The sequence below is a fragment of the Haladaptatus paucihalophilus DX253 genome (assembly GCF_000376445.1).
GTDB classification, from domain to species: Archaea; Halobacteriota; Halobacteria; order Halobacteriales; family Haladaptataceae; genus Haladaptatus; species Haladaptatus paucihalophilus.
On the sequence record NZ_AQXI01000003.1, the window covers coordinates 315,568 to 334,721 of the forward strand.

The 19,154-nt window shown below is 63.9% G+C and carries 17 protein-coding genes; 7 read left to right on the top strand and 10 right to left on the bottom strand.

Annotated elements, in window-relative coordinates:
* Positions 1 to 135: 135 nt before the first annotated feature.
* The 6 genes from B208_RS0120155 to B208_RS0120185 all read right to left on the bottom strand — a co-directional run bounded on the left by B208_RS0120155 (position 136) and on the right by B208_RS0120185 (position 5,031).
* The gene (locus tag B208_RS0120155; RefSeq protein ID WP_007978111.1) at positions 136 to 939 is read right to left on the bottom strand and encodes a nucleoside phosphorylase; all 804 of its coding nucleotides are present in this window, start codon (positions 937 to 939) and stop codon (positions 136 to 138) included.
* Between the two features lie 213 nt (positions 940 to 1,152).
* Positions 1,153 to 1,719, bottom strand: coding sequence for a class I SAM-dependent methyltransferase (locus tag B208_RS0120160; protein WP_018129092.1), 567 nt, complete (start codon positions 1,717 to 1,719; stop codon positions 1,153 to 1,155).
* A gap of 40 nt (positions 1,720 to 1,759) precedes the next feature.
* Complete coding sequence (trxA, locus tag B208_RS0120165; protein ID WP_007978108.1) at positions 1,760 to 2,158, bottom strand: thioredoxin; 399 nt, start codon at positions 2,156 to 2,158, stop codon at positions 1,760 to 1,762.
* 229 nt (positions 2,159 to 2,387) lie between these two features.
* On the bottom strand, positions 2,388 to 2,804 hold the full coding sequence (locus tag B208_RS0120170) for a hypothetical protein (RefSeq protein WP_007978106.1): 417 nt from the start codon (positions 2,802 to 2,804) through the stop codon (positions 2,388 to 2,390).
* Positions 2,801 to 3,637, bottom strand: coding sequence for a ParA family protein (locus B208_RS0120175; protein WP_007978104.1), 837 nt, complete (start codon positions 3,635 to 3,637; stop codon positions 2,801 to 2,803). The genes B208_RS0120170 and B208_RS0120175 overlap by 4 nt, the downstream gene beginning before the upstream one ends.
* A gap of 416 nt (positions 3,638 to 4,053) precedes the next feature.
* Positions 4,054 to 5,031 (bottom strand): ornithine cyclodeaminase family protein, encoded by a 978-nt coding sequence (locus B208_RS0120185; protein ID WP_007978103.1) that lies wholly within the window; start codon positions 5,029 to 5,031, stop codon positions 4,054 to 4,056.
* A 72-nt stretch (positions 5,032 to 5,103) separates the two neighbouring features.
* Here B208_RS0120185 and B208_RS0120190 point away from each other — a divergent pair, with 72 nt between their 5' ends.
* From B208_RS0120190 to B208_RS0120200, 3 genes are all read left to right on the top strand, one after another.
* On the top strand, positions 5,104 to 6,249 hold the full coding sequence (locus tag B208_RS0120190; RefSeq protein ID WP_026177977.1) for an NAD(P)/FAD-dependent oxidoreductase: 1,146 nt from the start codon (positions 5,104 to 5,106) through the stop codon (positions 6,247 to 6,249).
* A 74-nt stretch (positions 6,250 to 6,323) separates the two neighbouring features.
* Positions 6,324 to 8,369, top strand: coding sequence for a dipeptidyl-peptidase 5 (locus B208_RS0120195; protein ID WP_007978099.1), 2,046 nt, complete (start codon positions 6,324 to 6,326; stop codon positions 8,367 to 8,369).
* 93 nt (positions 8,370 to 8,462) lie between these two features.
* Positions 8,463 to 8,879, top strand: coding sequence for an SPW repeat domain-containing protein (locus B208_RS0120200; protein WP_007978097.1), 417 nt, complete (start codon positions 8,463 to 8,465; stop codon positions 8,877 to 8,879).
* On the opposite strand, the gene B208_RS0120205 is transcribed toward B208_RS0120200, so the two are convergent.
* From B208_RS0120205 to B208_RS0120215, 3 genes are all read right to left on the bottom strand, one after another.
* Positions 8,876 to 9,112: a hypothetical protein gene (locus B208_RS0120205; RefSeq protein WP_232423890.1), complete on the bottom strand. Its 237-nt coding sequence runs from the start codon at positions 9,110 to 9,112 to the stop codon at positions 8,876 to 8,878. The two genes, B208_RS0120200 and B208_RS0120205, sit on opposite strands and share 4 nt — an antisense overlap.
* A gap of 59 nt (positions 9,113 to 9,171) precedes the next feature.
* A complete protein-coding gene (locus B208_RS0120210; protein ID WP_007978094.1) occupies positions 9,172 to 9,495 on the bottom strand; it encodes a HalOD1 output domain-containing protein in 324 nt (107 codons plus the stop codon).
* A 193-nt stretch (positions 9,496 to 9,688) separates the two neighbouring features.
* Positions 9,689 to 11,023 (bottom strand): sialidase family protein, encoded by a 1,335-nt coding sequence (locus B208_RS0120215; RefSeq protein WP_007978092.1) that lies wholly within the window; start codon positions 11,021 to 11,023, stop codon positions 9,689 to 9,691.
* A 135-nt stretch (positions 11,024 to 11,158) separates the two neighbouring features.
* Here B208_RS0120215 and B208_RS0120225 point away from each other — a divergent pair, with 135 nt between their 5' ends.
* On the top strand, positions 11,159 to 11,572 hold the full coding sequence (locus B208_RS0120225) for an EamA family transporter (RefSeq protein ID WP_007978089.1): 414 nt from the start codon (positions 11,159 to 11,161) through the stop codon (positions 11,570 to 11,572).
* A gap of 123 nt (positions 11,573 to 11,695) precedes the next feature.
* Here the strand turns inward: B208_RS0120225 and B208_RS0120230 are convergent, their stop codons facing one another.
* Positions 11,696 to 13,480, bottom strand: a complete 1,785-nt coding sequence (locus B208_RS0120230) for an alkaline phosphatase PhoX (RefSeq protein WP_007978087.1) — start codon at positions 13,478 to 13,480, stop codon at positions 11,696 to 11,698.
* A 320-nt stretch (positions 13,481 to 13,800) separates the two neighbouring features.
* On the opposite strand from B208_RS0120230, the gene B208_RS0120235 reads away from it, so the two are divergent.
* From B208_RS0120235 to B208_RS0120245, 3 genes are all read left to right on the top strand, one after another.
* A complete protein-coding gene (locus B208_RS0120235) occupies positions 13,801 to 14,751 on the top strand; it encodes a DedA family protein (RefSeq protein ID WP_007978085.1) in 951 nt (316 codons plus the stop codon).
* A 169-nt stretch (positions 14,752 to 14,920) separates the two neighbouring features.
* The gene (locus B208_RS0120240) at positions 14,921 to 16,147 is read left to right on the top strand and encodes an FAD-dependent monooxygenase (RefSeq protein WP_007978084.1); all 1,227 of its coding nucleotides are present in this window, start codon (positions 14,921 to 14,923) and stop codon (positions 16,145 to 16,147) included.
* Between the two features lie 115 nt (positions 16,148 to 16,262).
* Positions 16,263 to 19,136 (top strand): bacterio-opsin activator domain-containing protein, encoded by a 2,874-nt coding sequence (locus B208_RS0120245; RefSeq protein WP_007978082.1) that lies wholly within the window; start codon positions 16,263 to 16,265, stop codon positions 19,134 to 19,136.
* Positions 19,137 to 19,154: the final 18 nt, after the last annotated feature.

A 19,154-nucleotide genomic window follows, 5' to 3' on the forward strand; every position in this document is an offset into this window, starting at 1 on the left:
CCATGCAACCGGGCAGTGCTAATGCTTGTCGGGGAATCGAACGCCGAGCGAGTCGAGTCACGGAGTACTCACGGCCGCCCGTCGTCGTGACCTTTCGTTACCACCACCGGTCGCCATGGCCGTAACCGACGGTCATCACGACTCTCCGTTGCCATCTCGACCGTCCGCATCGGAACCTTCCGCATTGAGGTGGTCGTGAAGTGCCGCTATCGCCGGGTCGAGGAGTTTCGGCTGTACGTTCTCGTACTCGATGCCGGGGTCCCACTCCTCCCCGGTCAGTAGGTCGCCGATATCGAAGACCGCGGCCGCATCTACGCCGCGAAATTCGGCGACCGCGAACAGGGCCGCCGCTTCCATCTCGACGCTGACGACCCCCGCATCCGCGTACTCCTCGATTTCGGCCACCGTCTCGCGGTAGAACGCGCTCGTCGTCCACGTGGTCCCGCGGTGCGTCGGTACCTCGCTCTCCTCGAACCGCGCTTCGAGGCGCTCGGTGAGTTCCGGCGAGGGTTCGGCCTCGGCTTCCGGCGGGAGATAGTGATACGAGACGCCTTCATCCCGGATCGCCTCGTCGGAGATTATCGCGTCCGTGGGTTCTATCGAGCGCTGGAGCGTCCCGCTCCCGCCGACGATACAGAGTGCTTCCGCGCCCGCCGCGATGAGGTTCTCGGCGACGGTGCCCGTCGCGGGCGCACCGATACTGAACCCGACGACGACGCCGACCGTTTCGTCGATGGGGTGCACCTCGAAATCCCGAACGATTGGTATCGGGTCGCCCGTTCGCTCCGCGAGTATCTTCTCGAAGAAATCACGTTGGTAGGTGATGATGACTGCCTTCGGAATCTCCACTCCGGTGTCGCCGCCCTGTCCGTCGATGGCGTCCGCGGCGGAGAACAGCGCCGGGGAATCGTACTTGTCGCCGTTGTTCGGAATCGGCATGTTGTTTATCTCGGTTAGATATGGCAAATAAGATATTGATACATGGTGACATCTTTCATCGGATTGCTCGTCAGCGTCCTCGAAAATTCCGTAGTCCCCCCGGTAATCCGCTGTGTCACTTCGCCGAAATCGGTGCGACCGTTCGGCGGTCCATCGAACTGATGGCGTGAAAATCGGACCGACTCGCCGTCCTACCGTCGCCTTACCGTTACCCTACCGTCGCGCGACCAGCACGAACGTCTCGGGGCGCTCGCGTCCCGATTCCACCTCGAACCCGGCGGCGGTGAGGAGTTCGCGCGCCGTTTCGAGGTCGTAGCGCTCTTCGACCGGCGGCCCGCTTTCACCCCGCCCGTCGGCGCTCCAGTCGGCGACGACTAACCGGCCATCGGGTCGAAGGACGCGTCCGACCTCCGCGAGCGCGTCCTCGCTCGCGAACTCGTGGAACGTCATCGTCGAGAACGCGGCGTCGAGTTCGTCGTCGTCGAACGGAAGGTCGTCGATGGTCGCCGTCACGAGTGCGACGTTCTCTGGGACGCCCTTCTCTCGATAGTAGTCGTGCATCGCGTCCTGCATGTCAACCGCGTACACCCCGACGTTCGACGCCTCGCCGAAGTCGGCGACGTCGTCCGTGTAAAATCCGGTCCCGCTCCCGAGGTCGGCGACGGTTTCGTCGGCACCGAGGGGGAGCCGCGCCAGTAACTCCTCGCGTGAGACGTACCGATACCGCCCTGCGTCTTCGAGCTTTGCCGCCTTCTCGGGGTCGAACGTGTGAAAACCCATCTCGTTCTCCTGTTGTGACCGGTCGAATAAAGAACCCCGTTTAGGCGAACTGGTTGACGAGATTCATCAACGTCGCCTGGTCCTGCATCCCGACCATCCGCTTTGCGACCTCGCCGTCGGCGTACAACTGGAGCGTCGGCACGCCGCGCACGCCGTTCTGCTGTGCGAGCAGTTGGTGTTGGTCGATGTCTACCTTGGCGACGACGGCTTCGGTCTCTTTCGCCACGGCTTTGACCACCGGTTCGAGCATCTTGCACGGGCCACACCAGTCCGCGTAGAAGTCCACCAACACGACGTCGTTCGTCTTCGTAAGCTCGTTGAGGTGCGACTCACTCTCGACGTGAACCGGCTCTTTTGGGGTTCCTTCGTCTTCTTCCGTCGTTCCGTTCATCAATTCTTCCCGTTTTTGTTTCCTGATTTCGCTGATTTCGTCCGTCATCTACCCCACGATAGGGACCCATCCGACTTAACGGTTTTGCACTAATCGTACAATTCAACTTCTCGTCGTCGCTCGGTGCTTCGTCACACCTAATGGAGAAACTATCCCGAATTCTCGCTTGAAATTCTATCTAGAAACCTTCCCGAACAGCTCTACAGAAATCTATTCAGAATTATTTTCGTATTTCTTGGAAGATTTCTATCGAGATATCCGCAAGCAGAAAGCGCCGTTACCGCCGACCGTATCCCCACTCTTCCATCACTCGGCGCACGTCGTCCACGTTCTCCAACCCCGCGCGGATGAGGGCTTCGCGCACGTCGAGGGCCATCACTTTGTCCCCATCGAACGTTTGACTCAGGTCCCGTTCCAGTTCGTCGATCTCGGTCGCCGTTTGGTCTTGTACGTACACCGGAACAGCGTCCCGGTCGGCTTTCACGGTTCGCCGCGCGAAGATGAACGGTAACGGGTCGGAACTCGTGGCCGTCGAATCCGTGGTCGAATCGGTACTATCCGCCTCGGAGGCGTTCGATTCTACCGTTTCGGTCTCCCCGCTCGAATCCGTTGTCGTAACGGTTTCCGTGCCGTAGCCGTCGAGGTCGTCGCTGTAATCGTCGTCCGTCGCGCCGTACCTGTCGTCCTTGGTCATGCCTCGACCTCCACCGCGTCGACCGTTCCCTGTTGGACGATTCGCGCCAACTGTTCGAAGTTCGCGAGCAGATCGCCTTCGTACTCGCGGAGGTCACGGGTTTCGTCGCTTTCCGCGAACTCGAACAGGTTCATTTGGTTCTTCCACGCTTCCTTCAGCACGTCGCGCTTTCGAACACCGAACGGCGTCACCGGTTTCCCGTCCGTTTCGAGTTCCTCGCGCGTATCGCGGTAGATGTTCGAATCCCCGACTTCGTTCGGGACGACGGCGAGGATGCCCAACTCGAAGCTGTCGTCGAACTTCTTGAACCCACGTTCCATGCTGTCGAGGGTGTCTTCCAGCCCTTCGATGGAGATACTCCCTTTTCGGGTGAGTTCGATGGGAATGAGTACGTTTCGTGCCGCGACGAGCGCGTTGTCCACGAGGACGTTCAGCGTCGCTGGCGGGTCGATGATGAAGTAATCGTACTCCCCGGCGACGGATTTGAGGGCGGACCGCAGTTGGAACTCCCGAAGCGACGTGTTCCGCGCGGCCATCTCGCTCTCGATGTTCGCAAGCCCTTCGTGGGACGGTACGAGATCGAAATCCTCCGTTTCGACGATGAGCGAGCGGATGTCCTTTTCGTCGTCCAGCAGGACGTGCCCGAGGTGGTCGCGGTCGCCGGTTTTCAACTCTTGGTAGCCCACGTGGTCGGTCAGACTTCCCAGTTGGGGGTCCAGGTCGATGACGAGAACCCGCTCGTCCTGTCGGCCCAGCGCGGCGGAGACGTTGGTCGCCATGGTCGTCTTGCCGACCCCGCCGGACTCGCTCCACAGTGTGATGGCCCGTTTCATACAGTCGGTCGATATACGCTTCCCCCTCATAAATTCTCGTCAGACAACTGGGCGAAACTATGCGGATAGCTATCTGGATAGCTATCTCTATGGGAATATTTCTAGATATCTCTGCAGATTTCTGGGTGGGTGTTTGGGTGGCGGCGGCGGGTTCCCTGTAAATCTCGTCCCGAATTCTCTGAAACGTGCGTTTCACACCGTCTCGGTTTGGGTTTCTATTTGGATATCTTTGTGGATGTCTCTCTAGAAAGCTATCTGGAAATCTTTCTTCGGCTAGCTCTGTGTGATTTCTCCACCTCCGCGGCGATCCATTTGGATATCTGGATGGGTATCTGGCTATCTATCTAGGTGGCTCTCCAGATGGCTGTCTGACAATATGTCCGCACAACCCCACGAAGGAGCCCGCCGGTCGGTCGTTACAGTTCGACTTCCTCGCCGGTCCCCGCCTCGCTCGCTCGTTCGAACACGAACTCGCTCGCGGCCGCGTCGAGCACGGCCGACCCGACGCTTTCGACCACGACGATTTCCGAGTCCGAACTTCGACCGTCCCACCCCTCGAACACGTCGGAGAGCGGAACGAAATCGTCGGCGTCGAGGTCGGTCGCTCGAACGTCGCCGATTTCAGCCACCTCCTCGGGAACGTCGCCGAACGTCTCGTCGGCGCGGGCGAACGTCTCCCGGTCGAGTTCCCGCATCTCCGCGCTGTACGCGCCGACCGCGATGACTAGCGTTCCGGACTGAAGCGACTCGCCGGAGAAGACCGGGCTTGTCGCGGTCGTCGCGGTGACGACGACCGTCGCGTCCGCCACCGCTTCGTCCGCCGATTCGACGGGTGTGGTCGGTACTCCGAGTTCCGACTCCAGTTCCGCCGCGCACTCCAGTTTGGAATCGCTCGGTGAGTAGACTCGAATCGACTCGACGTCGGTCGCGGCCGCGATACAGCGCGCTTGCCACCGGGCTTGCGTCCCCGCCCCGATGACGGCGAGTTGTATCGGCGTGGCGGCGGCGAGGTCGGCGGCCGCGAGTCCGCCGATGCATCCGGTCCGCGCGTTCGTGATTCTCGTCCCCGCGACGAACGCGGCGGGACGTCCCGTTTCGGCGTCAGTCAGCGCGATTTGGGCGTTGACAGTCGGCAGCCCTCGGTCGGCGTTCCCGCCGTGCACGCCGACCAGTTTCGTGGCGTAGTGTGCCGCCCCGTGGATGTACGCGGGCATGACGAGGCCGGTTCCGAGCGGCGCGTCACCCGCGAGTCCCGCGCCGACCGGGAAGTGGGGTCTGTCGGGGCGTTCGACGTCGCCGCGTCCCTGCTTGACGAACGCGTCGCGGACGACCGGCAGCAACGATTCGATTTCGAGGACCGACGCCACGTCTGCGTCGGAGAGGATTCGAACCATGGCGGATGTTCTGTGCGAACGTGCTTATTTCCCGACGATGGAACCATTATCCAGGAGGTCATTTTCCGATTCATGCGAGTCGTCGTGGTCGGTGGCGGTATCGTCGGTTGTTCGAGCGCGTACTACCTCTCGGAACGCGGGGCCGATGTGGTCCTCTGCGAGCGCTCGAACATCGGCGCCGGAAGCACCGAACGCTCAGCTGGCGGTATCCGTGCACAGTTCTCGACCCCCGTCAACGTCGCGCTCTCCCGTGCCAGCATGCGGGTCTGGGACCGGTTCGAGGAGGAGTTCGACGCCGACATCGCGCTCCGTCGTTCCGGGTACCTCTTCCTCGCCAGGGACGAGGACTCCGCGGACGAACTCGCGGAGACGGTCGCGATGCAAAACGAACAGGGCGTCCCGAGCGAACTCCTCACGCCCGAGGAAGCGCGCGAGGTCTGCCCCGGACTCCGCACGGACCTGTTCCGCGCCGCGACGTACTCCCCGAACGACGGGTTTGCGGACCCACACTTCGCCCTGCAGGCGTTCGCCGCTCGCGCCCGAGAGGTCGGGACGGACGTCCGAACCGGGGTCGAGGTGACGGACGTGCTCGGCGACGCCGGTGGTGTCACGGGCGTCGAAACGACCGACGGAACCATCGATGCCGATTTCGTCGTCAACGCGGCCGGGCCGTGGGCGAGCAGCGTCGCCGAGATGGCGGGCCTCGACCTTCCGATTTCACCCGAGCGTCGCCAAATGGCGGTCGTGGATCCGGAGACGCCGGTCGCCGAATCGGTTCCGCTGACCATCGACCTCGATACGGGGTCGTACTTCCGCCCGGAACGGGAAGGGGCCGCGCTCGTCGGCGGGCATTTCGGGGGCGACACGACGGCCGACCCGAACGCATTCGACCAAACGACCGACCTCGACTGGACGATAGAAGCGGTGGAGAAGGCGTCGGACTGGACGACCTACTTCGGTCCGGAGTCCCGGATTCGCCGGGGATGGGCGGGTCTGTACGCCGTCACGCCCGACCACCATCCGATAATCGAGGAGACGATTCCGGGCTTCGTCAACGCGGTCGGCTTCTCGGGGCACGGGTTCCAACACGCACCGGCGACGGGGCAACTCGTCACCGAACTCGTCTTCGACGGCGAACCGTCGCTCGTCGATATCTCCGGCCTCGACGCCGACCGATTCGAGGAGGGACGGACGGTCGACGAACGGAACGTCGCGTAACTCCTCGTCGCTCCCGACCCGTCCAATTTGCTGGCGCACATACATCTATTAGCCTCCCGTGGGACGGAATATTCGTGACGAACACCGTTCAACTGGACGATTTCTACGACCTGACGTTGGTGAGCGACCTCGCGCTCTCGCCCGACGGCGACCGAATCGCCTTCGTCGCAGACGAGTTCGACGAGTCCGAAGACGACCGACGAACCTCCCTGTTCGTCGTTCCGTCGGACGGAAGCGACGACCCGTATCGACTCTCGCGGGCGTCGGACGCCGGGTCGCCGAAGTGGTCGCCCGACGGCGCGAAACTCGCGTTCCTCGCCGCCCGCGACGAGGACGTTTCCCTGTCGGTACGGGCCGACGATACTGACGAAGACGGCGATGAGGACGAGGCGGACGAGGCGAACGGCGCGGACGACGAACCCAAACCCCAAGTCTGGCTGTTCGACATGGTTCGCGGCGGCGACGCCCGGCAAATCACCGACCGCGAGGAGGGCGTCCGCGAGTTCGACTGGGGACCGGACGGCGACCGACTCGTCGTCTCGTCGCGCGACCCGACCGAGACGGAACGCGACTACCTCGCCGACCTCCGGGACGGCGGCCCGGTCGAAACCGAGCGACTGCAACACCGGTTCGACGGCGAGGGCTTTCTGGACGACGTGACGACCTACCTGTTCGTCGTCGACGTCGAAACGCGGGACAGCCGCCGCCTCGACGACGCCTACGGCGGCGGCGCGTACGAACCGATGTTCGGTCTGCAACCGGCGTGGGGGGCCGACCGAATCGCGTTCCTTTCGAACCGCACCGACCGCCCCGATGATTCCGGCGTCATGGACGTGTACACCATCGCACCCGACGGGAGCGACCTGCGGACGGTTACCGATTCGGACCTCGCCGCCGCGGGGCCGCGCTGGTCGCCCGACGGGTCCCGTCTCGCGTTCGCCGTCGACGACCCGGTGAACACGCACATCCCGACCCAGTTGTACGTCGCCGACGACGGTGACTATCGGTCGGTCACGGAATCGCTCGACCGGACGCTGGCACGCTCCCGGCGGTTCCGGTGGGTGGACGACGGGACGTTGCTCGCGGCCGTCGGCGACGAGGGGAGCACCCGCCTGGTGCGCTGTTCGGCCGACGAGGGTTCGCCCGCGTTCACCTTCGACTCGCAGGGCGACTATCGAACCGTCCAGACCTTCGACTTCGCGGACGAGACGGTCGCGTTCCTCCTGACCGACCCCGGAACAGTCGGCGACCTGTACGCGATGGACGCGGACGAACTCGACGCCGGGGAACCCGCTCGCGTGACCGACTGCAACGCGGCGTTCGAGGAAAGGTACGATACGTCCGGCTGTCGGCGCGTCGTCTACTCGAACGAGGCCGACGACGAAATCGAGGGCATCGTCTACTATCCCGACGACTTCGACCCCGAGGACCCCGACCCGAGGCCGTTGATAACCGCCATCCACGGCGGCCCGGTGTCTTACGACGCGCCGGAATTTGCGTTCGAATACGCCTATTGGACCGACCGGGGATACGTCGTCCTCCGCCCCAACTATCGAGGAAGCAGTTCCTACGGCCGGGACTTCAGCGAATCGATCCGTGGTGACTGGGGTCCGCGGGAGTCCGAGGACGTACTCGCGGGCGTCGAGCACCTCGTCGAACGCGGGTGGGCAGATTCGGACCGCACCTTCGTCACCGGCTTTTCCTACGGCGGCATCACGACGGGCTATCTCGTGACGCGGACGGACCGCTTCGCCGCGGCCGCTGCCGAACACGGTATCTACGACCTCCGGTCGTCGTACGGGACCGACGACGCACACCTCTGGTGGACGAACGATTTCGGTCTCCCGTGGGAGAATCCGGAAATCTACGACGCCGCCTCCAGCATCACGGACGTCGGCAACGTCGAAACGCCCCTGTTGGTGACGGCGGGCGGCGAGGACTGGCGGTGTCCGCCCTCGCAGTCCGAACAGCTCTACGTCAGCGTGAAAAAGCAGGGCGTTCCCGCGAAACTGGTGGTCTATCCAGACGAACACCACAACATCGGCGACCCGGACAGGGCCGTTCACCGCCTCGAACAGCTCACGGAATGGTTCACAACCCACGACTCCGAATCGGCGTAATGGCACGTTAGCCGTTGAACGGTCGCCGTTTCCGGTTAAACGGTCGCTCGCTTTATTCACTCGCTCGACTTACCCTTCATTGGGGAAACACTGATGAGTGAAACAGAAGCGAGAGAGAGAACGACACGGAGCACCGACACCGACGAATCGAGCCTGAAATGGCTGAGCGGGTTCGTATCGCTCGTGGGGGCGTGGATATTCATCTCCGCGTTCGTCTACCCGTCGATGTCGATGACGAGCTACTGGAACAACCTCATCATCGGCGCGGCCATCTTCCTCGTCGCGGGGTACAACTACTACCGCATGTCGCGGGGAATGTCGGCGAGCGTGGGTAGCTCGTCGTTCGTCGCGCTGTTGGGCCTCTGGATGATACTCGTCCCGTTCATCATGACTGCCTCGACGGCGTTCTGGAGCGACGTCATCTCGGGAATCGTCGTCGCCATCGTCGCCGGGTACAACGCCTACGCGGGCCGCAGTGAGAGAGCGGGCGCGCCTGCCGGAACTGCCTAAACTCGTTCCAGTTTCTCCAACCGGAACGACGCGAGATGGTATCGGGTGACGAGTACCGCGAACCCGACCATCACGACGGCGAACAGCGCGTGGAAGGAGAGTGCGGTCTGGTGCGAATAGCCGTTCCATAACTGGGCGATACCGAGCAATACCGGTCCGAAGCTGAATAGACCGGTCTGTACTGGCAGCTCTTCGAACAGTTCACGGAACGTAACGGATACTTCGTTAGTCATCAATCGGTTCTTGACGCCATTCATGGCCGGATGGTCAATACCGTTTCGAAATCGTTCGGCTATTTCTCGTCGTCCGTGACCGGCCCGTAGATGAGTATCTCGCCGTCCGCATCGACGATTATCTCGCAACCGCGAGCGGTAAAGGTGACCTTTCCGCCGGTCCGCGTCGTTCCGTCGTGTTTCTCCTCGAATATCGCGTCCAACGCATCGGGGTCTACGCTGTCGTAGAGCCACGTCTGCTTTTCTGCGCTCCGTCCAACTATCTCTTCTACGCCTCGGATGATTCTCGTGCTAGGGTCGTCGGTCTCTCCGGCGACTCGATACGCGTTGCGTCCGTCCCGGTCGAGATCCGCCGCCCGTTCCGTGAATTGTCCTTCTGTCATAATCTACTGTTCTGTCTGGTCAGTTAGACAGTTAGACTAATCACAGCAATAAAAGAATCTCGATTGTATCTGAAACTAATATAATTATATAATATTAGAAATGTCTTGCCGAAAGTAGATGAATTACGTAGCGGTACCAGTATGCCACCGCTACGTCATGGTTCGTGGTCATTGCTTTTCAGTCCTCGGAAGTCTACGCTCGTCTGCCCCTCCACAACCCCAGAATGACGACCGCGACCACCGCTATTGGTACCGTGAACCCCGGTAAGCTCGTGTTGCTCGACGGGGAATCCGCTTCGGGGGTCGATTCCGCTCCCGTCGTGCTCGTTCCCGAGGTACTCGTCGTCTCGTCCGCGGACGTATCGTTCGTCGCGCTCGTCATCGACCCCGGTCCGAGTTCCAGCACCCAGCCGTCCTTGGCTTCGGCACCGAACCCGCCGGTCTGCCCGGCGAGTAGGAAGCCGCCATCGTGTGTTCGTATCGCCGGCCACGGTTTATCCCACGCGTCGCTTCCGTACGCCTTCTCCCACTGGAGCGTCCCGTCGGCTCCCGTCTTCACAACGTAGCCGTCCGCGCTACCGATTCCGCCGGTGAGCGTCCCGCCGGTGAACAGGTAGCCGCCGTCGTCCGTTCGCATCGCCGAATCGAGCCAATCGACTTCGCCGCCGCCGAACCGCTTTTCCCACTGTCGTTCGCCGCTCGCGTCGTATCGGAACACCCAGCCGTCGCGCGATTCGCCGCTCTCGGATTCACCGGCCACGACGATACCGCTCTCGTCGCCGGTCGCCGCCCAGACCGCTTCTCGGTCCGCGCCGCCCAGCGTTCGCTGCCACTGCCGTTCCCCGTTGTCGCCGACCCGGAGTATCCACGCGTCTTGGCTCCCGCTCTCGACTTCTCCCGCGAGGAGGTATCCGTCCGACGTGGGAACGACAGCTTTGAAGCGCCCCGTGCTCCCGTCCGGTGTCGCGTACGTCCGCTCCCACGCCTTCGCTCCCGACGTATCGTGTTTTACCAGCCATCCGCCGACGCCGCCGTCACCTCGCGTCCACCCCGCGAGGACGTACCCGTCGCCGTCCCGTTCGACCCCGTAGAACGCACCCGTTCCCGGCGTCCGTTCGCGTCGCGTCTCCCCGTCCGAATCGAGTTCCAGCACCCATCCCATCGGGGTGCCGCCGCGGTCGGTTCGCCCGGCGGCGACGATTCCATCGTCCGTCGTGACCACCGAGTACAGTCGGTCCGTCCCCGGCCCGGAGAACGTTCGTTCCCACTCCGTATTTCCGTTGCCGTCTATCTTCATCACCCAGCCGTCGATACCGGAGCTATCGCTCTCGGTTTCGCCCGCGAGGACGTAGCCGCCGTCGTCCGTCCGGGCGATGTCTGCGAAGATGTCGTCGCCTGACCCGCCGTACGTTCGGTTCCATCGCTCGTTCGGTTTCGAATCCCCTTGCGGCTCGGCCGTCCCTATCGCCATCGCCCCGACCGCGGAGGCGACGACCAGGGTAAACACGAGAATCGTCGGGCGTCTCATATCCGGTTCGTCGGGAGTACGCCAGTTTGTTATGCTTCTCCTGCGTTCGAATCAAGGGCCGTCTGTTCGTCGGTTGTCGTCCCCTGTTCCGCCGGAATCCGAACACCTTCGTCGGTGGACCGTTTCCGGAACGGCATGGTTCGAACCGCGATATATTTCGCACTCGTCGGTATGTTCGCGTGGGGCGTCTGGGCGCTGTTTGCCGATTACGCCACTCGAACGCTCGCGCCCGAAGTGGCGATGGCCATCTCCTACACCGTCGGCGTCGGCGTCGCAATCGCGTACATCGCCACTCAAGCCGGTCCCGTGTCGTTCTCCGAGTCGGGCGTCGCCTTCGCCGTCGCTGGCGGTCTGTTCTCCGGAATCGGTTCCATCAGCTACTACGTCGCGCTGCAACGCGGCAATACCGCCGTTGCGACGACCGTGACCGCCCTCTACTTCGTCGTCGCCGCGGTTCTCGGCGCGGTGTTCCTCGGCGAATCGGTCGATATTCGGGACGTGGCAGGTGTCGGGTTGGCCGTCGGCGCGGTCGTCCTCTTGGCGACCTGAGCGTGCTCGCGGCAGAAGTATATCCCGATTCGCTATATCCATCCATCTCGTGGTTCGTCGGCCACGCTTCGGATGTTCGTCGGCGTCCCGAGAAAAAGTCGCGTTTGCGGCGGCTCGCTCGGCTCAGCAGCCGTCGTCTTTCTCGTCGTCCTCGTCGCCCCGCCAGCCGTCTTTGCCCTCGTTTTCGTCCGTGTCGTCGTTCTCGTCGTCGCGTCCGTTCCAGTCGCGCTTTCCGGGGGAGAACAGCCAGAGGACGTTGTTCTCGTGGTCGCCGTCCTCGCCGACGAGCACGCGGCCGTCTTCAAGCGTAAAGATGTTGTCGGGATTTGCGAGCGTGTTCACGAGCATACCGTTCGCGTCCGTGCCGTCCGCGCCGGGGGCGACGACGTTCGCCTCCGGACCGCCGACCAGCGACGGTTCGATGCGGCGGATGTCGTAGTTCCCGGTCAGCCGCGCGGTGTAGACGGCTCCGTACCCGTCACCTTGGAGCATCATGTCGCCGTCCACGTCGCTCATCGTGTCGCGGACGTTCGAACAGGCGATGTTGATGAAGTCGCCCGGCGTGGCGTCGCTCGGAGCGCTGACGCCTTCGAGCTTCTGCCACTCGTTCGTCGCGCCGACCGCGGCGGCGGCCTTTCGGGTTTCGAGGAACGCTACCCGGTCGTCCTCGGCATTGCCGTTCGCCCACGCTCGAATCTCGTGGTCGGTGATGTAGTTCGCCTCGTACCCGTCCGCGGCCGGGTCTTGGCCGTCGTACTCGCTTATCCACGACTCGATTTCGTCCTCCGTCGCGTGCGCCAGTTCGACCCACTCCACGTCGAACCCGGCTTCGGTCACGTCGTCCGTCGCGTCCTGCTCCAATTTCGCGGCGAAGAGCGTCCCGGCGCTCAAGTCGCCCGCCTCGTTGGCGACGAACTTGTAGAGGACGCCGCCCCCGTAGTCGTCGGTGAGGTAGACAGTTCGCTCGTCGGCCATCACTTCGCCGACCTCGTGGGACGCGCGGCCCAGCGCGAACCGTTTCGTCGGCGTCGCGTCACCGGCCGGATCCTCTACTTCCACGATGTAGCCGTAGCGGTAGGCGTTGCCGAAGTAGCCGAGGTACTCCTCGAACGTCTTCTCGGCGTTGCCGTACGTTTTCTCGTCGCTTTCGAACCACGCCTTTGCGTCCGGTTCGTACTCCTCGCTGGACAGCGGCGTATTCCACGGGCTGAGCGACCCGTTGCAGTTGTTCCACGTTCCTTCCATCTGGCGTACGTCGAGGTTTTCGATGCTGTCCGAATCGACGCTCCACTCCGCGGCATCGTCCTCGCGGCTGATGAACAGCCGCGAAATCATGCCGGGTTGGGCTTCCCAGTTCGTGAAGAGGTAGCCCTCGTTTTCGCCAGTCGGCACGAACGCGTTCATGTCGGATTTGGCTTCGTCCGAGATAGGGTTCCCGTCGGCGTCGTTCGGCACGCCGAGCAGGTCGCCGTTTCCGAGCTTTTGTGCGCCCGTCGCCAGCACTTGGTGCTCGCCGACGGCCGTCCGAGTCGTGCGTTTTTCGGCGTCGGTCGTCGGAACCGAGAGGTTCGGGACGTCCATCGGAACTTCCGCCCCGTCGATGCCGACGACGGCACCGACGACGCTCGCGTCGTACGGTGCCGGGTTGTCTTCGTTCGGGTGCTGGACGTTCAGGAACAGCTCTCCGCCGGGTGCGACGCGGAGGCCAGTGACTTCCGCTCCGAGCGGGACGGTGGCGAACCGCGTCAGGGATGGCTCGTTCGGGTTGCTATGGTCGCCATCCGTTTTCGTCTCCTCGGTGGTCTCGTTACTATCGTCGTTTTTCTCGGCGACCGCGATGCCGGTCGTCGAGAGTGCCGTCAGACCGAGGAGGCCGAGCGTTTTCCGCCGGGAGTATGTTTCTGGCATACGGTCGCTTGATTCGACAAACCGATAATCAATGTGTATATGTTGATACTAATGGGGTACATAGCGGCCGTGTACCGAATATAGAATATATTTGCTCGAAACTATCCGATAACTGTCTCACCCGACGCGTGTCCGACTGCATTCGATTTCGACGTCTATTTACGTCTTTTCCGTTCAGGTTGTTCTCCAGATAATTCGCCTTCGATGTGCGTTCTCTTCCCGTCGTTTGTCGTGAGACTGACACCGAGTTCGATGCCGGAACGCCGCCCCGACGGGACCACCACTAAGTTGATAATCGCGCTCGTCCGATATGCGCCCGAATGTTCGACTGGGTGACGCACGCCGTCCTGTCGTTCGTCTCCGACTACGGCTATTTCGCCGTGTTCGTGTACATGGCGCTCGAAACGGCGTTCATCCTTCACTTCGCGCCCAGCGAACTCGTCGTCCCGTTCGCGGCCAGCCAACTCGTTCACGACCCGCTCTCGTTCGGCATCTTCGTCCTCGACGCGACGGTCGGTGCCACCGTCGGGAGCGTCCTCGCGTACTTCGTTCTCGGAAAGAACAGCGAATACGTTCTGGGTCGGTACGGACACCTCGTTCACGTCACCGAGGACGACATCCATCGGGGCCGCCGGTGGTTCCAGCGCTGGGGCGAGAGTTCGGTTCTCTGGGGGCGGATGGTGCCGCTGATGCGCGCCGTCATCTCGATTCCCGCCGGAATCGCGGAGATGGACCTCCGGAAGTTCGTCACGTATTCCGCGAGCGGCGCGTTCGTCTTCAACCTCCTGCTCACGTTTCTGGTCTACAGCGGCGCGGGCGAAACGTCGCCGCTCGGCATATTGCTCGGCGCGCTGTCTGCCGAGGTCGCGGAGACGCTCACCTACGCACAGCTACATCCGCGGGTCGTCGTCGTTCTCGGCGGTCTCGCCGCCGTCGCGCTCGGTTCGCTCTGGCTTTCCCGGAATTACATCCGTCAGAACCCGGCCGTCTCCCAGCGCATCATCCTCCGCGTCCTGTGGGCCGGTGGCACCCTCGTCGGGTCGCTGTTCCTGCTCGGCGCGGTGGTGACGCCGCTCCAGTCGTTCCGCACCGCCACGAACATCTGGGACGACCCGCTCTTTTTCACTCGGTTCGGGTTGTCGCCGCAGCTCGCACTCCTGCTGACCGGCGTGGCGTTCTGCGCCGGCGCACTCGCCGTGTTCGAACTCGGAAAACGAGTTCCCGTCGCCGAACTTGCCCGACGTTTTAGGGTCGAGCGGCTCTCGTGGTGACGACTCACCGCACGGCGTCGCCGACGATATAATCGAATTCGGATTATACCGTCTCGAAAACTTTTCGACCTCTTCGCCGCAACCGTCGTTCATTGACACGAAATCGTAGCCACCCGCCGCCTCGTCCGGCCCGTGCTTTCGCCCATCCGCCCGCGGAGGAATCCCACCGATGACCGCACGGTCGGCCGACGTAATCGTCGTCGGTGCCGGACCCGCGGGGTGCGTCGTCAGCTACCTGCTCGCCAGAAGCGGTGTAGAGACGGTTCTCATCGAACGCCAGCGTACGCTGGACCGCGAGTTCCGCGGCTACGGTTTTCGCCCGCCGATTCCGCGACTCTTCGACGAGATGGACCTCCTCGCGGATGTCGAAGACCTCCCCCACGAAACCATCTCCCGCGGGACGGTCGTCGCCTACGGCAAGTCGTACCCGGTGTTCGATTTCGACGACCGGCGCGTCCTCCTGCTCAAGCAACCGCCGCTGCTCCGACTCCTCATCGAACGCGCTCGGGAGTTCGAAACGTTCACGTTCCACTCCGGGACCTCGTTCGACGGATTCCGCCGCGAGGACGGCGCTGTCGCGGGCATCACGGCCACGTCTCGCCCGGACGGCGAGACGCACGACTTCCGTAGCCGACTCGTCATCGGGGCCGACGGTCGGTTTTCGACGACTCGACGGGCCGCCGGAATCGACGCGGGGATGGACGAGTCCGGGACGGAAGTCGTCTGGTTCAGGCTCCCACGCGCGGCGGCGGATTTCACGACGCACATTCGCATCGAGGACGACGGGGTGTTAGTGTACTCCCCGCTCTCCGAACGCGAATCCCAGTACGGACTGCTCGTGCCCGAGGGTCGCTATCCCGCGATACGCGACCGCGGCATCGCCCGCTTTCGGGAGACCGTCGCGGGAATCGAACCCGCCATCGCGGACAGCGTGGAATCGAACCTGACGTCCTTCGACCAGTGTTCGCTGTTGTCGGTCCGTTCCGGACTCGCGGAGCGGTGGACCGACGACGGTCTGCTCCTCATCGGCGACGCCGCGCACGTCGCGTCACCCATCGGTGCCGAGGGGAACAACCTCGCCATTCAGGACGCCGTGGAGACACATCGCCTGCTGACCCCCGTGTTGGCTCGCGGCGACGGTCCGATTTCGAACGCCACCCTCCGGCGGGTCGAGGGGAACCGCCGCCCCGCCGTCGAGCGGACGATACGAGGACAGCGGTCGCGCGGACGCGGCCTGTCCTCGCTCCTCTCGTCGCGCGACCGTCTCCCGGACCCGCTCGAACCGCACCTGTTGCGGGGCGCTGCGGCCCTTATGAGCCTGTTGGCGCGGCTTCCGAACCGCTCGGGGACGGACGACCCGGAACCGTCGGTTGACCGGTCGCTGTTCGCGGACTGATCAGGTACCGGCGTGACACCTCGACCTCTCCCGCGCCGGTTCGTGCGCCGACCTCTGTCGTCCCCCGATTCGGAGACCGACGCGATTTAACCGCTGCTCGCCTCACCTCCCGACGATGGAACCGACACCACGTTCCGCCGACCCGCCCGCGGGACCGATTTCGGTGCTCGTGGTCGGCGACCCGAACTGGCGAACGCCGCTCGTCGCCGACCTCTCCGCGGCCGACGAAACCCTCGTCACGACCGCCGCTCGCGGCCACGACGGATACGAGTGGCTGACGGCACAGCCCGGCGAAGTCGATTGTATCGTCTGTTCGCTCGACTTGGCGGACATGTCCGGCGTTCGTTTTCTGGAGGTCGTTCGCGCCGCCTATCCCGACCTTCCGGTGGTCCTCCTCGCCTCCGACGGCGACGAGGCGACGGCCAGCAGGGCCGTCGCCGCCGACGTCACGGAGTACGTCCCCGTAGACGACCGGCCGTCGCTCACCGACGACCTCCTCCGGCGCGTTCGGCGGGCGGCCGTCCGGTATCGGACGGCCCGCGCTCGCCGCCGCCGGGCGCGGCAGTTCGACGCGCTGTTCGACGACCCGCGGACGTTCATGTGGGTCCTCGACTCGAGCGGGGTGATTCGACGGACGAACCGCACCGCCCTCGACTTCCTCGACGCTCCGGCGACGTCGGTCGTCGATGCGTCGTTCGCCGACTCGCCGTGGTGGGAGCGGTCGGAGACGACGCCGGACGAGATACGGGACGCCCTCCGAACCGCGAGGAACGGCTCCGTGACGCGGTTCGAGACGGCGTTCAGCGCCCCCGACGGCCGCGTCGAACTCGACGTTTCGTTCCGCCCGGTGACCGACCGAGACGGAGCCATCGTCAGCGTCGTCGTCGAGGCGCTCGACGTGAGCGAACGCGCCAACCTCGAACGGGAACTCCGCGAGTCGGAGGAACTTCACCGCGTCACCCTCAACAACATGACCGATACCGTCCTCGTCACGGACGATTCGGGCGAGTTCACCTACATCTGCCCGAACGTCCACTACATCTTCGGCTACTCGGTCGAGGAGATTCGGGACCTCGAACGCATCGACGCGCTCCTCGGCGACGACCTGTTCGACCGGGAAACGCTCGATTCCCAGGGGCTCCTCACGAACATCGAGTGCACCGCGACCGACAGGGCGGGGCGGGAACACACGCTCCTCGTCAACGTGAAGCGAGTCTCGATTCAAGGCGGAACGACGCTCTACAGTTGCCGCGACATCACTAAACGGAAGGACCGCGAGCGGGCGCTGACCGCGCTTCACCGCACGAGCCGCGACCTCCTCTACGCGGAGACGACGCCGGAGATCGCTTCGCTCGTCATCGACGACGTGACCGACATCTTCGACGTGGACGAGTGTGCCGTGTACCTCTTCGACACCGACGCGAACGAACTGTGGCCCGCCGCGGCCACGGACGCCATCGAGTCGCTCTCGGGGCCGCTCCCGACGGTTCGGCTCGACGAGTCGAGCGCGCTCGGTCGGGCGTTCGTGGACCGGACGACGCTCACGTTCGACGACGTGACCGAATCCGACGCGTTCCCCGTGACGGCCGTCGAACGGCGGAGCGGGCTGTTCATCCCGCTCTCGGACCACGGCGTCTTCGTCGCGGCCGACGAACGCGGCACGCTGGACGAGGTAACGAGGGAGATAATCGACCTCCTCGCGGCGACCGTCGAGGCGGCGCTCGACCGCATCGAGCGCGAGGACGAACTCCGCGAACGCGACCGCGAACTCCAGCGGCGCAATCGCCAACTCTCCCGGTTGAACCGGACGAACGAGATAATCCGCGAAATCGACCGCGCCCTCGTTCGGGCCGATTCGCGCGAGGAAATCGAAGCCGAGGTCTGTGAACTGCTGACCGCGAGCGACCGGTTCGAGTTCGCGTGGGTCGGCGACACCGACCCCGGGACGGGTGACCTCGAACCCCGGTCGTGGGCGGGCGACGACCGAGGCTATCTCGACGCCGCCGACTTCACCGCCCGGGGCGACCCCGCGGGTCGAACGGCGGCCGCCGATTCCGTCACCGTCGTTCCGAACGTGGCGGACGATTTGCAGGACACGTCGTGGCGTCGAGAGGCCATCTCCCGGGGGTTCCAGTCGATACTTTCCGTTCCGTTGACCCACGGCGACGTCGCCTACGGGACGCTCTCCGTGTACGCCGGTCGCCCGAACGCGTTCGACGACCGGGCGCGGACGGTGCTGTCCGAACTCGGCGAGACCATCGCCTCGGCCATCCAATCCGTCGAGCGAAAACGGGCGCTCGTGAGCGATACCGTCGTCGAACTCGACTACCGTATCACAGACGAAAACTGCGTCCTTCACGCGCTCTCGCGGCGCGCGGACTGTGCCCTCGAACTGCGGGGCGGCGTCCGCGAACTCGATTCCGGTGCCCGAATTCTCGTCGCCGTGTCGGGCGGGTCGCCGAGCGAGGTCGCCGCCGCCGCAAACGCCATCGTGGCGGTCGAGTCCGTTCGCGTCGTTTCGAGCGACGACGAGGGCGGATTGGTCCAGTTGACGCTCACCGCGCCGTTCATCGCCACCAGATTGGCCGAGTCCGGGGCGACGCTCGAACGCCTCCGCTCCGACGGCGGCGACACGACGGCGACGGTTTTCGTCCCCTCCCCGGTCGCGGTTCGTACCATCGACGACGTGCTCTCGAACGCGTACCCCTCGTCCGAACTCGTCGCACGGCGGGAGCGAGAGCGGCCGACGGACACCGGGAGCCGGTTCCGCGACGGGTTCCTGTCCGACATCACCCATCGACAACTCGAAGTCGTCCAGACGGCCTACTACAGCGGCTACTTCGAATCCCCCCGTGCGAACGACGGCGCGGCCGTCGCCGCCATGCTGGACATCTCCTCCGCCGCGTTCTATGAACACATGCGGAAAGTGCAGCGGAAACTCCTCGCCGCGGTCTTCGACCGAATTCCGTCCGTCCCGAATGGGGGTTGACTATCTAGGCACCCTCTT